At 62.4% G+C, this 16,098-nt stretch carries 15 protein-coding genes; 12 read left to right on the forward strand and 3 right to left on the reverse strand.

Annotation, left to right across the window (positions count from 1 at the left end; genetic code table 11):
• Window positions 1-50: 50 nt before the first annotated feature.
• The gene (locus KGA97_RS17455) at window positions 51-914 is read right to left on the reverse strand and encodes a LysR substrate-binding domain-containing protein (protein ID WP_008029619.1); all 864 of its coding nucleotides are present in this window, start codon (window positions 912-914) and stop codon (window positions 51-53) included.
• 109 nt (window positions 915-1,023) lie between these two features.
• Between KGA97_RS17455 and KGA97_RS17460 the strand changes: the two genes are divergently transcribed.
• The 3 genes from KGA97_RS17460 (at window position 1,024) to KGA97_RS17470 (ending at window position 3,934) form a co-directional block, all read left to right on the forward strand.
• On the forward strand, window positions 1,024-2,133 hold the full coding sequence (locus KGA97_RS17460; protein ID WP_223481156.1) for a 2-aminoethylphosphonate--pyruvate transaminase: 1,110 nt from the start codon (window positions 1,024-1,026) through the stop codon (window positions 2,131-2,133).
• Between the two features lie 135 nt (window positions 2,134-2,268).
• Entirely contained in the window at window positions 2,269-3,096 is an 828-nt protein-coding gene (gene phnX, locus KGA97_RS17465) for a phosphonoacetaldehyde hydrolase (RefSeq protein WP_008040487.1), read from the forward strand.
• A gap of 277 nt (window positions 3,097-3,373) precedes the next feature.
• Window positions 3,374-3,934, forward strand: a complete 561-nt coding sequence (locus tag KGA97_RS17470) for a cytochrome b (protein WP_008040489.1) — start codon at window positions 3,374-3,376, stop codon at window positions 3,932-3,934.
• A 104-nt stretch (window positions 3,935-4,038) separates the two neighbouring features.
• Here KGA97_RS17470 and KGA97_RS17475 read toward each other — a convergent pair whose 3' ends face one another.
• Entirely contained in the window at window positions 4,039-4,974 is a 936-nt protein-coding gene (locus KGA97_RS17475; protein WP_223481157.1) for a 1-aminocyclopropane-1-carboxylate deaminase/D-cysteine desulfhydrase, read from the reverse strand.
• Window positions 4,975-5,141: 167 nt separating this feature from the next.
• Window positions 5,142-7,181, reverse strand: coding sequence for an FAD-dependent oxidoreductase (locus KGA97_RS17480; protein ID WP_192229190.1), 2,040 nt, complete (start codon window positions 7,179-7,181; stop codon window positions 5,142-5,144).
• Window positions 7,182-7,463: 282 nt separating this feature from the next.
• Between KGA97_RS17480 and KGA97_RS17485 the strand changes: the two genes are divergently transcribed.
• The 9 genes from KGA97_RS17485 (at window position 7,464) to KGA97_RS17525 (ending at window position 16,095) form a co-directional block, all read left to right on the forward strand.
• Complete coding sequence (locus tag KGA97_RS17485; RefSeq protein ID WP_008029632.1) at window positions 7,464-8,135, forward strand: GntR family transcriptional regulator; 672 nt, start codon at window positions 7,464-7,466, stop codon at window positions 8,133-8,135.
• A gap of 114 nt (window positions 8,136-8,249) precedes the next feature.
• A complete protein-coding gene (locus tag KGA97_RS17490; RefSeq protein WP_223481158.1) occupies window positions 8,250-9,182 on the forward strand; it encodes a 4-hydroxyproline epimerase in 933 nt (310 codons plus the stop codon).
• Complete coding sequence (locus KGA97_RS17495) at window positions 9,179-10,294, forward strand: NAD(P)/FAD-dependent oxidoreductase (protein ID WP_223481159.1); 1,116 nt, start codon at window positions 9,179-9,181, stop codon at window positions 10,292-10,294. Before KGA97_RS17490 ends, KGA97_RS17495 begins: the two co-directional genes overlap by 4 nt.
• Complete coding sequence (locus KGA97_RS17500) at window positions 10,287-10,523, forward strand: 2Fe-2S iron-sulfur cluster-binding protein (protein WP_008042619.1); 237 nt, start codon at window positions 10,287-10,289, stop codon at window positions 10,521-10,523. The genes KGA97_RS17495 and KGA97_RS17500 overlap by 8 nt, the downstream gene beginning before the upstream one ends.
• Window positions 10,520-11,776 carry an FAD/NAD(P)-binding oxidoreductase gene (locus KGA97_RS17505; protein ID WP_223481160.1) on the forward strand — a complete coding sequence of 419 codons (1,257 nt, stop codon included), beginning with the start codon at window positions 10,520-10,522 and terminating at the stop codon, window positions 11,774-11,776. Before KGA97_RS17500 ends, KGA97_RS17505 begins: the two co-directional genes overlap by 4 nt.
• Window positions 11,777-11,850: 74 nt before the next feature.
• Window positions 11,851-12,600: an AraC family transcriptional regulator gene (locus KGA97_RS17510; RefSeq protein WP_192229187.1), complete on the forward strand. Its 750-nt coding sequence runs from the start codon at window positions 11,851-11,853 to the stop codon at window positions 12,598-12,600.
• Window positions 12,601-12,829: 229 nt separating this feature from the next.
• Complete coding sequence (locus KGA97_RS17515) at window positions 12,830-13,648, forward strand: transporter substrate-binding domain-containing protein (protein ID WP_008024648.1); 819 nt, start codon at window positions 12,830-12,832, stop codon at window positions 13,646-13,648.
• Between the two features lie 10 nt (window positions 13,649-13,658).
• Entirely contained in the window at window positions 13,659-15,437 is a 1,779-nt protein-coding gene (locus KGA97_RS17520) for an aconitase X (protein ID WP_223481161.1), read from the forward strand.
• Window positions 15,430-16,095, forward strand: a complete 666-nt coding sequence (locus tag KGA97_RS17525; RefSeq protein WP_008024646.1) for an amino acid ABC transporter permease — start codon at window positions 15,430-15,432, stop codon at window positions 16,093-16,095. The genes KGA97_RS17520 and KGA97_RS17525 overlap by 8 nt, the downstream gene beginning before the upstream one ends.
• Window positions 16,096-16,098 lie beyond the last annotated feature (3 nt).

Raw genomic sequence — 16,098 nt, forward strand, 5'->3', positions numbered from 1 at the left:
GCATACGACCTTGTAGGAGCGAGGCTTGCCCGCGAAGGCCGCACCTCGGTCTAACTGACCGGCGCCAACTCGAAAAACGCCTGAATCAAGCGCAAATCCCGCCGCCGCTCCATGCACCCGATCATGTGCCGGTTCACCAACCCCTCGCCAATAATCGGCACCGCCGCCACCCGAGGGTCATGGCTGACCTCCACCGACGACACCACGCCAACCCCCAACTGCGCCGCGACGGCCTCGGTCACCGCCTCGCGACTGTCCAGTTCCAGCAACACCCGAGGGCTCACCTTCGCCTGGGCGCAAGCGTCATCGAACGTGCGTCGGGTAATCGAACTCGGTTCGCGCAACACCATGATGACCTGATCCAGTTCCTTCAGCGGCACCCCTTTCGAACGCTGCGCCCAAGCATGCCCCTCAGGCACCAGCGCACAAATCCGCGACTCGCTCAGCGCCTGCAAATGCAAACCCTTGCGCGGCTCAACCTCGGTCAGCACCGCCACGTCGGCATGTTCCGACAACAGCGCCGCCAGGGTTTCCTGCGCATTGCCCAGGCGCAGGTTCACGGTGATCCCCGGATACCGCGCGCGCAGGCTCGCGAGCATCGGCATGACCATGTGCGGCCCGTCCGCCGCCACTTCCAGACGCCCGGTGAGCAATTGCCGATTGGCCTCCAGCATCACTTGCGCTTCTTCGGCCAGACCAAACATCGCCCGGGTGATCGCAGCGAGTTTGGTGCCCTCCTCCGTCAGCTCGACCCGACGCGCGGTGCGTCGCAGCAAGGTGATCTGGTAGTGCTCCTCCAACGCCTTGATGTGCCCGGTGACCGCCGGTTGGCTGATGAACAGCCGTGCAGCGGCCCGGGTAAAGCTGCCCTCGCGGGCCACCGCATCGAAGGCGCGGAGCTGGAACAGGTTCATGAATAACCCTCACTGATGGCTGGCATAACAACAAACAATTTGATTGATAGCACGGCAAATTGCAATTTAAGCCCCGTAGCTTCATCCCATCGATTGCGAGGACACGAGAATGAGTACTGCCGAACCCATCCTGCTCACCCCCGGCCCGTTGACGACGTCGGCCCGCACCCGTCAGGCGATGATGGTCGACTGGGGTTCATGGGATGACCGCTTCAATCAACTGACCGCCAGCCTCTGCGAGCAACTGCTGGCGATCATCAACGGCGGCGACAGTCACCACTGCGTGCCCCTGCAAGGCAGCGGCACCTTCGCCGTCGAAGCGGCAATCGGCACGCTGGTGCCTCGCGACGGCAAAGTCCTGGTGCTGATCAACGGTGCCTACGGCAAACGCCTGGCGAAAATCTGCGAAGTGCTCGGCCGTTCCTTCAGCACCTTTGAAACCGCCGAAGACGAACCAACCACCGCCGCCGACGTAGAGCGTCTGCTGCGGGCCGATGCCAGCATCACCCACGTCGCGCTGATCCACTGCGAAACCAGCACCGGCATCCTCAACCCGCTGCCGGAAATCGCCCAGGTCATTGCGCAACACGGCAAACGCCTGATCATCGACGCCATGAGCTCCTTCGGCGCGCTGCCGGTGGATGCGCAACAGGTGCCGTTCGACGCGCTGATCGCCGCCTCGGGCAAATGCCTGGAAGGCGTACCGGGGATGGGGTTTGTCTTCGCTCGCAAAGACGCGCTGGCAAATGCCGCCGGCAACTCGCATTCGCTGGCGATGGACCTGTTCGACCAGCACACCTACATGGCCAAGACCGGCCAATGGCGCTTCACCCCGCCAACCCATGTGGTCGCGGCGCTGCACGAAGCCCTGCTGCAATACAACGAAGAAGGCGGTTTGCCGGCGCGGCATCAGCGCTACGCCGACAACTGCAAAGTGTTGCTCGATGACATGGCCAGACTCGGCTTGCGCAGCTTCCTGCCAGCCGCGATCCAGGCGCCGATCATCGTTACGTTCCACGCGCCGAAAGACCCGCGTTACCAGTTCAAGGAGTTCTACGAACGCGTCAAGGCCAAGGGTTTCATCCTTTATCCCGGCAAATTGACCCAGGTCGAAACCTTCCGCGTCGGCTGCATCGGCCACGTCAACCAGGCCGAGATGCACGCGGCGGTGGCGGCGATTGCCGAAGTGTTGCGTGAAATGGAAGTGCTCGAAATCTGAACCACAGACACCTCAGCTGTTGTAGGAGCTGGCTTGCCAGCGATGGACTCAACAGCACCACGCTCATCCAGACAACACCCGTCATCGTTAACGACCTTCGCTGGCAAGCCAGCTCCTACAAGGACATCGATACTCATGAACTACGCAAACCCAACCAAACTGCAAGCCGCCATCCTCGACTGGGCCGGCACCGTGGTCGACTTCGGCTCCTTCGCCCCAACGCAGATTTTTGTCGAGGCCTTCGCCGAATTCGACGTCCAGGTGTCCATCGAAGAAGCCCGTGGCCCGATGGGCATGGGCAAATGGGATCACATCCGCACCCTGTGCGATCAGCCGGCCGTCGCCGAACGTTACCGCAAGGCCTTCGGCCGCACGCCGACCGACGATGACGTCACTGCGATTTACCAACGCTTCATGCCGCTGCAAATCGAAAAAATCGCCGAGCACTCGGCGCTGATCCCCGGTGCGCTGGAGACCATCGCCAACCTGCGTGCGCAAGGGATCAAGATCGGCTCCTGCTCCGGCTACCCGAAACAGGTCATGGACAAAGTGGTCGAGCTCGCCGCCACCAATGGCTACGTCGCCGATCACGTGGTCGCCACCGACGAAGTGCCCAACGGCCGCCCATGGCCGGCTCAGGCACTGGCCAACGTGATCGCCCTGGGCATCGACGATGTCGCCGCGTGCGTGAAGATCGACGACACCGTGCCAGGCATTCTTGAAGGTCGTCGCGCCGGCATGTGGACCGTGGCGCTGATCTGCTCGGGCAACGCGCTGGGCCTGGACTACGAAGGTTATCGCGCCCTCGGCAGTGACGAGCTGGACAGCGAACGCAAGCGCATCCACGCACTGTTCGAAGGCTCGCGCCCGCACTACATGATCGACACCATCACCGATTTGCCGGCCGTGATCGCCGACATCAACCAGCGCCTGGCCAACGGCGAGATGCCGCAAACCAACTGATCCCCCCAAAGCACCACGTTCCCCTGTAGGAGCGAGGCTTGCCCGCGAAGGCGTCTGAACATTCAACATGGATGTCGGCTGATAGGACCCCTTCGCGGGCAAGTCGGATCGCCGCACCGCTCGCTCCTACAAGGGGAATTGTGTTTTTTTGCTCAATCACCTGACTTAGAGCATTGAACCGCCAATGGCTTGAGGCAAACCGTGCGAAACAGGCTTACAGTTAACGCACACCGTCGACCAAGAACGGTGGCCTGACCCGACCTGTGAGGAACGCCGTATGCCCTGGAAGAACTCCGACTCACGCTACAGCACCGTGTCGATCACGCTGCATTGGTTGATGCTGGTGTTGCTCGCGGTGGTTTACGCCAGCATCGAATTTCGCGGAATCTTTCCCAAAGGCAGTGGTGGCCGAACGCTGATCGTTGAAGCGCATTTCATGCTCGGTCTGACGGTGTTTGTGCTGGTGTGGTTGCGGCTGTTCGCACGCAGCCTAGGCCCAGCACCGCAGATCTTCCCCGCTTCGCCGCACTGGCAGACCGTGCTGGCCAGATTGATGCACTGGGCGCTGTACCTGTTCATGATCGCCATGCCGATTCTGGGTTGGCTGGTCACCAGCGCCAAGGGGCATCAGGTGATGTTCTATGGCATTGATCTACCGATGCTGCTGTCAGAGGACAAGGAGTTGGCCAAGCAAATCGAAGGCTGGCATGTACTCGGCGGCACCATCGGTTACTGGCTGATCGGGCTGCACGCCGTGGCGGGGATTTATCACCACTATGTGGTGGGCGACAACACCCTGCTGCGAATGATGCCCAAACGCGTAAACCGCAATTCCTGAAAACTATGCCCTCCCCCCTGTAGGAGCGAGGCTTGCCCGCGAAGAACGATGACGAGGTTTGTCGGACAGACCGCGTCGCCTGTGTTCGCGGGCAAGCCTCGCTCCTACAAGGGTACGAGTCGCGACGAAAATCCGCGGCGGCCCTGCAAGCCGCCGGTGTGGATGAAGATCAGTCGCGATCCCTTTGCGAATCTGCCAGCTTCGACGTGCTGCTTGAGCGCCAGCAGCGCTTTGCCGGTGTACAGCGGTTCAATGGGTATGCCGCTGGCCTGTTCGGTTTGCGCGATGAATTCGAGTAACAGCGGATCGACTTTGGCGAAGCCACCACGGCTGGCGTCGAACAGTTCGTAGACCGGATGAAGCAAGCCGGCCTCCTGCACGATCGATTCGACTTGCTGCGCAACACCATGGTCATCGGGCACCGCCAGCGCGCCATAAACCGGATGATCCCCCGCTTCAGCCAACGCCAGGCCGGCCAGCGTGGTGCCCGTTCCGCAGGCCAGCCACCAGCCGTCGTAGTCGCTCCAGCCCACACCGTTCAGTTGCGCGCCGACCATCGACTTCAGTTGCATGCAGCCCTTCGCCCCCGGCAAACCGCCGCCACCTTCCGGCACCGCAAACAGCTCAGGGTATTGCGCCTGCCAGGGTTCCCAGAAACCCGCATCGTGCCGCGCGCGATAGCCGCCATAACCGAGCCAGTGCAACTGCATGCCGAAGGCGTGCAAGTCTTTCACTGTGGGCGTTTCCTGCGGATGGCCGCGCAGTAAACCAACGGTCGTGAAACCGAAGCGCTTGCCGGCGGCAGCCAGTGCATGAAGATGATTGGAGTGAGCACCGCCGAGGCTGATGATGCCTTTGGCAGCGGCAAGGTCAGCCGCTTTGAGGTGTTCGATGAGCTTGAACCACTTGTTGCCGCTGATCAGCGGGTCGATCTGGTCCAGGCGCAGGATGGCGACTTCGATGCCGGTGCTTTCGAGCCAGTCGAGATGAAGGTGGTCGAGGGGGGCTTTGGGGAGCCAGTCGTTGGGCGGGAGAAGCATTGGTGCCGGCTCTGGGTAAAGAGCCGGCATATTAGCAGCCTTGAGGACGCCTTCGCGGGCAAGCCTCGCTCCTACAGGTATTGTGTCGTTTATCAATTTTGTGAACGACACAACACCTGTGGGAGCGAGGCTTGCCCGCGAAGGCCATTGGCACGCTGGACCTGCTGTTAAAGCTCAGCAGCCAACCGCGAACCCTGATTGATCGCCCGCTTCGCATCCAGCTCCGCCGCCACATCCGCGCCGCCAATCAAATGCACGTTCTGCCCTGCCGCAACCAACCCGTCCTGCAACTCGCGCAACGGATCCTGCCCGGCGCAGATCACGATGTTGTCCACCGGCAGCACTTGCGGCTCGCCGGTTTCGCCGATGCGGATGTGCAAACCTTCGTCGTCGATCTTCAGGTATTCGACGCTGTTGAGCATCTGCACCTGCTTGTTCTTCAGACCGGTGCGGTGAATCCAGCCGGTGGTTTTGCCCAGGCCGTCGCCGACCTTGGATTTCTTGCGTTGCAACAGGAACACTTCACGCGCCGGTGCATGCGGCTCAGCCTTGATGCCGGCGACACCGCCACGCGCCTGAAGAAGCGTGTCGATGCCCCACTCTTTCCAGAACGCTTCACGGTCCAGGCTGGTGGCAACGCCCTGATGCACCAGGAACTCGGACACGTCGAAACCAATCCCGCCCGCGCCGATCACGGCGACCCGTTTGCCCACCGGCTTACGCTCAAGAATCACGTCCAGGTAGCTCAACACCTTGGCGTTCTCGACGCCTGGAATCGCCGGTACACGCGGCGCGATGCCGGTGGCGAGGATGATCTCGTCGTAACCGCCTTCAACCAGTTTCGCCACATCGACCCGAGTGTTCAGGCAGACCTCGACGTTGGTGGTTTGCAACTTGCGGTTGAAGTAGCGCAGGGTTTCAAAGAACTCTTCCTTGCCTGGCACGCGTTTGGCGATGTTGAACTGACCGCCGATTTCGCTGGCCGAATCGAACAGCGTCACCTGATGACCACGCTCGGCAGCCACGGTTGCGGCCGACAGACCCGCAGGGCCGGCACCGACCACGGCGATTTTCTTGATCTGCTGCACCGGCAGGTAGTTGAGTTCGGTCTCGTGGCAAGCCCGCGGGTTCACTAGGCAAGTGGTCAACTTGCCGCCAAACGTGTGATCGAGGCACGCCTGGTTGCAACCGATGCAGGTGTTGATTTCATCGGCACGGCCCGCGGCGGCCTTGTTGACGAAGTCGGCATCGGCGAGGAACGGCCGCGCCATGGAAACCATGTCGGCATCGCCTTCGGCAAGAATCTGCTCGGCGATTTCCGGGGTGTTGATGCGGTTGGTGGTGATCAGCGGAATGCTCACCGAACCGCGCAGCTTGGCGGTGACTTTGCTGAACGCCGCACGCGGCACCTTGGTGGCGATGGTCGGAATACGCGCTTCGTGCCAGCCGATGCCGGTGTTGATGATGGTTGCACCGGCCTGTTCGATGGCCTTGGCCAAGGTCACGATTTCTTCCCAGCTGCTGCCGCCTTCCACCAGGTCGAGCATCGACAGGCGGAAGATAATGATGAAATTCGGGCCTACGGCTTCGCGTACACGGCGGACGATTTCCACCGGCAGGCGCATGCGGTTTTCGTAGCTGCCGCCCCAGCGGTCCGTGCGGTGGTTGGTGTGAGCCGCGAGGAACTGGTTAATGAAATAACCTTCGGAGCCCATGATCTCGACGCCGTCGTACTCGGCTGTTTGCGCCAGGGTCGAACAGGTGACGAAATCGCTGATCTGCTTCTCGATGCCTTCCTCGTCCAGCTCTTTGGGCTTGAACGGGTTGATCGGCGCCTGAATGGCGCTCGGCGCAACTTGCTTCGGGCTGTAGGCATAACGGCCGGCATGCAGGATCTGCATGCAGATCTTGCCGCCCGCCTCGTGCACCGCGCGGGTCACGATCTGATGCTTGAGCGCTTCTTCGAGGGTGGTCAGTTTGGCCGCGCCGGAATACACACCGCCTTCGTCGTTCGGGCCGATACCGCCAGTGACCATCAGGCCGACACCGCCGCGGGCGCGCTCGGCGAAGAAAGCAGCCATGCGTTCGAAGCCGCCGGGCTTTTCCTCAAGACCGGTGTGCATCGAACCCATCAGGGTGCGGTTGCGCAACGTGGTAAAACCCAGGTCCAACGGAGCCAACAGGTGCGGGTAATGAGCGGCGGTCATCGGTAACTCCACAACGAGCGTTCACGGAAAAAGTGTGGGCACTCTTTGGCGCCCCTCTGTCATGTGTAACAGACTATGAGCACTCCTCCGGCCGCTCAATGACCGAAACTGACAACTTAATGATCCAAATGCGCAACGGCCCGGGTGTCGGACGTTTGCGCCATCTCCTCTGCAATTAACGGCAGGGAGTCAGGGTGCGGCTGTCGAAAGGCAGCGCAAGTGCACTGAACCCAATGAAAATTCGTATACCATATCTCCAACTCAATCCGAACGACTGCCGCCGTGACCCTACCCAAATTCAATGCTCCAGACTTGGGCAATGCGCCTTCGACATCTGAAATCATCACCCGCCATCTGCGTGACGCCATCGTCGCTGGGCATTTCGCCGAGGACGAGCCGATTCGCCAGGACGACATCGCCCGGCAGTTCAACGTCAGCAAGATCCCGGTGCGTGAGGCCCTCAAGCGCCTGGAAGCCGAAGGTCTGGTGATGTTCCAGCGCAATCGCGGGGCGATGGTCACACGGGTGTCCGATGCCGAGCTGGCGCAGATGTTCGAGGTGCGCATGTTGCTCGAAGACAAGGTGCTTCGCCTGGCCATTCCCAACATGACCGAAGACACCTTCGCCCGGGCCGAACGCATCTGCCAGGAGTTCGTCGGCGAAGATGATGTGGGACGCTGGGCCGAGCTCAATTGGGAACTGCACGCCTGCCTCTATGAACCGGCACAACGTCCGTTTCTGGTGAGCCTGATCCGTTCGGTCAACGACAAACTGGAACGTTACCTGCGCATGCAAATGAGCCTTTCCGCAGGCAAGGAACGCGCCGATCACGAACACCGCGAGATCCTCGAAGCCTGTCGCGCCGGTGACGTCGACCGGGCGGTGAAGCTGCTGGACGAACACATCGCCGGGGTCTGCAAAACCCTGTTCGAGCACCTGCCCCACCACCACTGACAGACCGCGACACTGTGCCGATTTCGTCATCGGCACCGGGTAAAACCATCAAGCCTGCAAGCCCCCGCACGGGCCACTCTTGCGTTCACTCATCTGAACGGACGTGGCCCACTCATGAAACGCATCACCGTGATTGACTCCCACACCGGCGGCGAACCCACCCGCCTGGTGACCTCCGGTTTTCCCGAGCTGGGCACCGGCAGCATGGCCGAACGTCTTCAACGACTGGCTGAACACCATGACCAATGGCGCACCGCCTGCGTGCTCGAACCGCGAGGCAGTGATGTGCTGGTAGGCGCACTGCTGTGCGAACCGGTTGACCCTGCGGCCTGTGCCGGGGTGATCTTCTTCAATAACTCGGGTTACCTCGGCATGTGCGGCCACGGCACCATCGGCCTGGTCGCGTCGCTTGCTCACCTTGGCAAGATCGGACCGGGCGTGCACAGCATCGAAACGCCGGTCGGCACGGTGCAGGCAACCTTGCACGACGACCACTCCGTCAGCGTGCGCAACGTGCCGGCCTACCGTTATCGCAAAGCCGTGGCGTTGCAGGTGCCGGGAATTGGCGAGGTGGTCGGTGATATTGCCTGGGGTGGCAACTGGTTTTTCCTGATCGCCGAGCATGGTCTGCGCGTCGCCAGCGACAACCTTGATGCGTTGACCGCCTACACCTTCACCGTGCAGCAGGCACTGGACGTTCAGGGGATACGTGGCGAAGACGGCGGGTTGATCGACCACGTCGAACTGTTCGCCGAGGATGAGCAGGCCGACAGCCGCAACTTTGTGCTCTGCCCCGGCAAGGCCTACGACCGCTCGCCCTGCGGCACCGGCACCAGTGCAAAACTGGCGTGCCTGGCTGCCGATGACAAATTGCAGCCGGGCCAGATCTGGCGCCAGGCCAGCGTCATCGGCAGCGAGTTCGAAGGCTCCTACGAACAGCACGGCGAGCGCATCGTGCCGACAATTCGTGGCCGCGCCTTCATCAGCGCCGAGGCCAGCCTGATCATCGAACAGGACGACCCGTTCGCTTGGGGCATTCGCCCATGAGCCAAGGCCAGGTGGCCGATGTCATCGTGATCGGCGCCGGCATCATCGGTGCCGCGTGCGCCCAGGCGCTGGCCCGGCGCGGCTTGAGCGTACTGGTGCTGGACGCTGGTTTGCACAGCGCGACGGCCGCCGGTATGGGCCACTTGCTGGTGCTCGACGACAACCCGGCCGAGCTGGCCCTGAGCCAATACTCGCTGCAACGCTGGCGCGAACTGGCGCCGGACTTGCCGCAAGGCTGCGCTTACCGCAGCAACGGGACGTTGTGGTTGGCAGCCAATGCCGAAGAAATGGCCGTGGCCCACAGCAAATACCTGAACCTTCAGACCCAGGGCGTTGCCTGCGAGTTGATCGCTCGTAACGCCTTGCGCGCCCGTGAACCTGAACTGCGCGAAGACCTCGAAGGCGGTTTGCTGATCAACGGCGACGGCATTCTCTACGCTCCGGCGACCGCCAACTGGATGCTCGACACCGCCGACATCGAGCAACGCAGGGCGCGGGTCAGCGAGGTCGATGGCAATCGCGTGCGACTCGATGACGGCCAATGGTTGAGCGCTGAGGCAGTCATTTTGGCCAACGGCATCCAGGCCAACGACCTGTGCCCCGAGTTGCCGATCGAGCCGAAAAAAGGCCACTTGCTGATCACCGACCGCTACCCCGGCAAGGTCACCCACACGCTGGTGGAACTGGGCTATGTCACCAGCGCCCACAACGCCACAGGGCCCTCGACCGCCTGCAACATTCAGCCCCGGCCGACCGGGCAACTGTTCATCGGCGCCTCGCGACAATTCGGTACCACCGACCCGCAGGTCGAAGGCTGGATGCTCGCGAAAATGCTCAAGCGCGCCGCCGAGTACATGCCGGGCCTGGCTCAACTCAACGGCATCCGCGCCTGGACCGGTTTTCGCGCTGCCAGCCCCGACGGGCTGCCACTGATTGGTGAGCACCCATCACGCAAAGGTTTGTGGCTGGCAGTCGGTCACGAGGGACTGGGGGTCACCACGGCCCCCGGCACCGCCGATATTCTGGTCGCGCAACTGTTCAATGAGACGCCGCCATTGGCGGCGCAAGCCTATCTGCCGCAACGTTTTCTCGGGGAGGCCGTGTATGCCTGATCTGGTCCTGGACGGCCGCACCCTGCGGGTCGCCGAAGGTACAACAGTGGCCGCGGCATTAGCCTTGGCCGACGACGGGTGTACTCGCACCTCGGTCAGCGGTCAGCGGCGCGCACCGCTGTGCGGCATGGGCATCTGCCAGGAATGCCGGGTGACCATCGACGGACGCCGTCGACTGGCCTGCCAGACGCTGTGTCATGACGGCATGCAGGTGCGGACCCGACCATGAACGAATTCGCCGATTTGCTGATCATCGGTGCCGGCCCCGCCGGCATGAGCGCCGCCCTCGCCGCCGCACCCAGTGGCGCCCGCATTATCGTGCTCGACGACAACCCGTTGCCGGGAGGCCAGATCTGGCGCGACGGGCCTCAGGCCAGCCTGCCGAATCAGGCACGGCAGATGCGCGAGCGCCTGCATGCCAACAGCAATATTCGCCACTACAGCGGCACTCGTGTGATCGCCTGTTCCGGCCCCAAACAATTGCTGGTGGAAGACGCCGATCACGGATGGCTGATCGGCTACGACAAACTGATTCTGTGCACCGGCGCCCGTGAGTTGCTGCTGCCCTTCCCCGGCTGGACATTGCCGGGTGTGACGGGGGCCGGAGGACTCCAGGCGTTGATCAAGGGCGGCCTGCCGGTGCAGGACGAACGCGTGGTGATCGCCGGCAGCGGGCCGTTGTTACTGGCCAGTGCGGCCACCGCGAAACACAACGGCGCCCACGTGCTGCGCATTGCCGAGCAAGCCTCCTCGGTTGCGGTCGCCGGGTTCGCCCTGCAACTGCCACGTTGGCCGGGCAAGCTTGTGCAATCCTTCAGCCTGTTTGATCGTCATTACCGCACCGGCTCCCACGTCGTGGCGGCCTTGGGTAATGAACGGCTGGAAGGTGTGCGTCTGCGGCAACAGGGCAAAATCGTCGAACTGGCCTGTGATCGCCTGGCCTGTGGTTTCGGCCTGATTCCCAATATTCAACTCGGTCAGGCGCTGGGTTGCGCACTCGACGGCACGGCGCTCGCGGTCGATGCCTGGCAAGCCACGAGCCTTGCCGATCACTACGCCGCAGGTGAATGCACCGGTTTCGGTGGCAGTGAACTGGCGTTGGTCGAAGGTGCCATTGCCGGGCATGCCGCCGTCGGTAACACCTCAGCGGCACGCCAATTGTGGCCACGTCGGACACGTTGGCAGGGTTTCGCCAAGGCGTTGAACAACGCGTTCAGCCTCAACCCACACCTCAAGTCACTGGCGCAGGCCGACACGCTGGTCTGTCGCTGCGAAGACGTGCCCTACGCGGCACTGGCCGGGCACGCTGACTGGCGTGCGGCAAAACTGGCCAGCCGCTGCGGCATGGGCGCCTGTCAGGGGCGAGTGTGTGGCGGCGCCTTGCAGTACCTGTTCGACTGGCAACCCTCGGCCCCGCGACCGCCGTTCAGCCCGGCACGTATCGAAACCCTGATGTGCCTGGAAGACACCCCGCCCGCGTAAACGCTCGCTCCGGGGTTTCGGGGGCACTGCCGAGTCTTTATGATCCCGGTAGTTGCCACCAGGCCCCCAGCGCTATGTTCCCCTTACTCAATCAGTTCAAACCCTGCGATTTGCCGACGCTGCTGAGCAGTCTGCAGCCCATCGCGACGCTTCTCGACACCCTGGCGGACGTGGTGTTCTTCATCAAGGACAGCGAGGCGCGCTATGTCTTCGTCAACCAGACCCTGGCTCGACGGTGTGGTTTCAAGCACAGCGGGCAACTGCTCGGGCTGACGGCGGACCAGGTCTTCCCGGCACGATTTGGCCCGCTGTACACCGAGCAGGATCGGCGCGTGCTGTCCACCGGCCGTGAACTGGCGGATCAACTGGAACTGCACCTGTATTTCGGCAACCAGCCAGTCTGGTGCCTGACCCACAAACTCGCCCTGCATGATGAACAAGGGCGGATCGTCGGCCTCGCCGGTATTTCCCGCGACCTGCAACTGCCCCAGTCCAACCATCCGGCGTTCCAGAAACTGGCAGCGGTGGACGCACATATCCGCCGACATTTCGCCCGACCGATCAGCCTGGCTGAACTGACGGCCATCGCCGGTTTCTCTGTGGCGCAGCTGGAGCGCCATTGCAAACGGGTGTTCCAGCTCACGCCACGGCAGATGATCCACAAGTCCCGCCTGGAAGAAGGCTCGCGCCTGTTGCTCGACACCGACCTGCCGATCACCGAAATCGCTCTGCGCTGCGGCTACACCGACCACAGTGCGTTCAGCCGCCAATTCCGCGCCCTCACCAGTCTTTCGCCCAGCCAGTACCGCGATAGCCGTCGTTAAAATGTTCCTTTAAGGGGCGCTGCGCACCCTGCGTGCTCCCTTCCGTAACACCTCCTCGACCGACACCGTCGTAGCGTTGCCCCGCTCGCTTGCGCTGAGCCGCCCTGCTTCAAGGGTTGGCAAAAATTCGGCGGCAAAAGCAAAAACGGCACGGCCATTGCTATTGTTAATATCGTATACGAAATCCCCAATACGATATTCAACAGCACTTCCACAGAACGAGGCCTCTATGAAAAACCCCGCATTTGCCGTAGCCCTCAGCGCTGTTCTCAGTACCTCCTTCATTGCCACCGCGCAGGCTGACAAGCTCGACGACATTATCGGTTCCGGCAAGCTGCGCTGCGCCGTGACCCTGGACTTCCCGCCCATGGGTTTCCGCGATGCCAGCAACGCTCCTGCCGGTTTCGACGTGGACTATTGCAACGACCTGGCGAAGATCCTCGGGGTCGAGGCCGAAGTGGTGGAAACGCCGTTCCCGGACCGCATTCCGGCGCTGATCTCCGGACGGGCTGACGTGATCGTCGCCTCGACTTCCGACACCCTCGAACGGGCCAAGACCGTTGGCCTGACCGTGCCGTACTTCGCCTTCCAGATGGTCGTGCTGACCCGCGACAACACCGGCATCAACAGCTTCAACGACATCAAGGGCAAAGCGCTGGGCAACACCAGCGGCACTTTTGAGGCCATCGCGCTGGAGGGCGATGTGAAGAAATGGGGCAGCGGCACCTTCCGCGCCTATCAGTCACAAAACGACACGCTGCTGGCGGTGGCCCAGGGTCACATCGACGCCACGGTAGTAACCAACACCGTCGCCGCCGCGACGATCAAGTCGGGCAAATACAAAAACCTGAAAATCGCCGGCAACGCGCCTTACACCATCGACTACGTGTCCCTGGGTGCCAAGCGCAATGAGTACGGCCTGCTCAACTACCTCAACCTGTTCGTCAACCAGCAGGTGCGCAGCGGCCGCTACAACGAGTTGTTCACCAAATGGGTCGGCACTGAAATCCCGCCGACTGACCTGACCGTGCCAAAGGTCTACTACTAAGGTGTCCGGCATGCCTGGGTCCACTGCTCTCATCGGTCGTAACCTGGTGCCGGGCTCCGCCCAGGGCGCGCTGCTGTTTGCCGATGTCGGGCTGAGCTTCTGGGGCGGAGTCGACCCTTGTACGGGTGAAGTCATCGACCGTCACCATCCGCTCAGCGGCGAACATCTGCGCGGTCGTGTGCTGGCCATTCCCAGTGGTCGAGGTTCGTGTACCGGCAGCAGCGTGCTGATGGAGTTGATCAGCAACGGTCATGCACCGGCCGCTTTGGTCCTGGCCGAAGCCGATGAGATTCTGACCTTGGGCGTGCTGGTGGCACAGACCATTTTCGAGCGCTCCCTGCCGGTGCTGTGCATCGGCCGGGAGGCCTTCGCTACCTTGCGCGGCAAAGCCTTCGCCCGAGTCGAAGGCACCTCGCTGGCGATGTTCGATCACGTGCCCATCGATGGCTGGCAGCCAACCGAAACACCGATGCACACAGGCGAAACCAACGAGTCGATTGAACTCACCGGGTTCGACCGTTCGCTGCTCGACGGCGAGCATGGCAAAGCCGCGCAGATGGCCATGCAGATTGTCCTGCGCATGGCCGAACTGCAAGGCGCCCACCAACTGGTGGATATCGCTCAGGCCCACATCGACGGTTGTATTTACACGGGACCGGCGAGCCTGCGTTTTGCCGAACAACTGGTGCACTGGGGCGCAAAGGTTCGCGTGCCCACCACCCTCAATTCAATTTCCGTGGACCAGCGCCGCTGGCGAGAGTTGGGCATCGACCCGTTGCTCGGCGAACCGGCCAGTGCCTTGGGCGATGCCTACATGGCGATGGGTGCGCAGCTCAGTTTCACCTGTGCCCCCTACTTGCTCGACACCGCACCGAAGGCCGGCGAGCAGATCGTCTGGGCCGAATCCAACGCGGTGGTCTACGCCAACAGCGTGCTTGGTGCGCGCACGTTGAAGTACCCGGATTACCTGGATATCTGCATCGCCCTGACCGGCCGCGCGCCCCTGATCGGTTGTCATCTGGAGGCGCCACGCAAAGCCCGCCTGCGCATTGAATTACCGGAATTGGGCGAACTCGACGATGCGTTTTACCCCTTGCTCGGCTACCACATCGGAGCCCTCGCGGGCAGTCGGATCCCGCTGGTGTCCGGGCTGGAACAGCACCAGCCAGACCTCGACGACCTGAAAGCCTTCGGCGCGGCGTTCGCCACCACGTCGGCCGCGCCGTTATTTCATATCGCCGGGGTCACACCGGAAGCACTCGACCCTGCACAAGCGCTGGACGCCGGCGTCCCGATACCTGTGGAAACAATCCGCCTGGCGGACCTGCTGGGCAGTTGGCGCGAGCTCAACAGTGCCCGTGACAACCACGTGGAGGTGGTCTCGCTGGGTAACCCGCACTTCTCGCTCAGCGAGTTCGCCCGACTCGCACGGCTGTGTCGCGGCCGGCACAAACACCCCGAGGTGGTGCTCGCCATCACGTGCGGTCGTGCGGTGCTGGAACAGGCGCGCGACGCCGGACACATCGGCGTCATTGAAGCCTTCGGCGCCACCCTGGTGACGGACACCTGCTGGTGCATGCTCGGCGAGCCGGTGATCCCGCCAGCCGCCACAACCTTAATGACCAACTCGGGCAAATACGCCCATTACGCACCCGGTCTGGTGGGGCGAAAAGTGCACTTCGCCAGCCTCGCCGAGTGCGTTGAATCCGCTTGCACTGGCAGCGCCAGCGGGCGACTGCCGAGCTGGTTGCAACCTGCCTTGCTGATGGAGAGCCTCGCGCATGTTTGATTACACCTTCCAATGGCGCGCCACCCTGCGCGCCTTGCCGGACATGCTCGCCGGCGCCTGGGTCACTTTCGAGACCGCCGCGCTGTCGATGATTTTCGGCGTACTGATCGCCCTGGCCCTGACAGTCATGCGTGAAACCAGACACCCGCTGCTGCGCGGCATCGGCAACGGCTGGGTGTCGATTGCCCGTAATACCCCGTCGCTGTTCCAGATCTACATCCTGTACTTCGGCCTCGGCTCAATGGGCCTGCACGTCAGTTCCTGGCTCGCGCTGTTGGCCGGGATCACCTTCAACAATGCCGGCTATCTCGCGGAAAACTTTCGCGGCGGGCTCAAGGCGGTGCCCGGCACGCAGGTGCGGGCCGCGCGCTCGCTGGGAATGAGTGCCTTCCAGGCCTACCGGATGATCATCGTCCCGCAACTGTTGCGGATCGTGTTCTACCCGTTGAGCAACCAGATGGTCTGGGCAGTGTTGATGACGTCGCTGGGGGTGATTGTCGGGCTCAACAACGACCTCACCGGCGTGACCCAGGACTACAACGTCAAGACGTTCCGCACCTTCGAATATTTCACCATCGCCGCGGTGCTGTATTACCTGATTGCCAAGGCGATCGTCGCGACGGCCCGGCTGATGGCCTGGCGGCTGTTCCGTTACTGAGGA

Origin of the sequence: Pseudomonas sp. BF-B-15 (assembly GCF_019946675.1) — a bacterium.
Taxonomy (GTDB): domain Bacteria; phylum Pseudomonadota; class Gammaproteobacteria; order Pseudomonadales; family Pseudomonadaceae; genus Aquipseudomonas; species Aquipseudomonas migulae.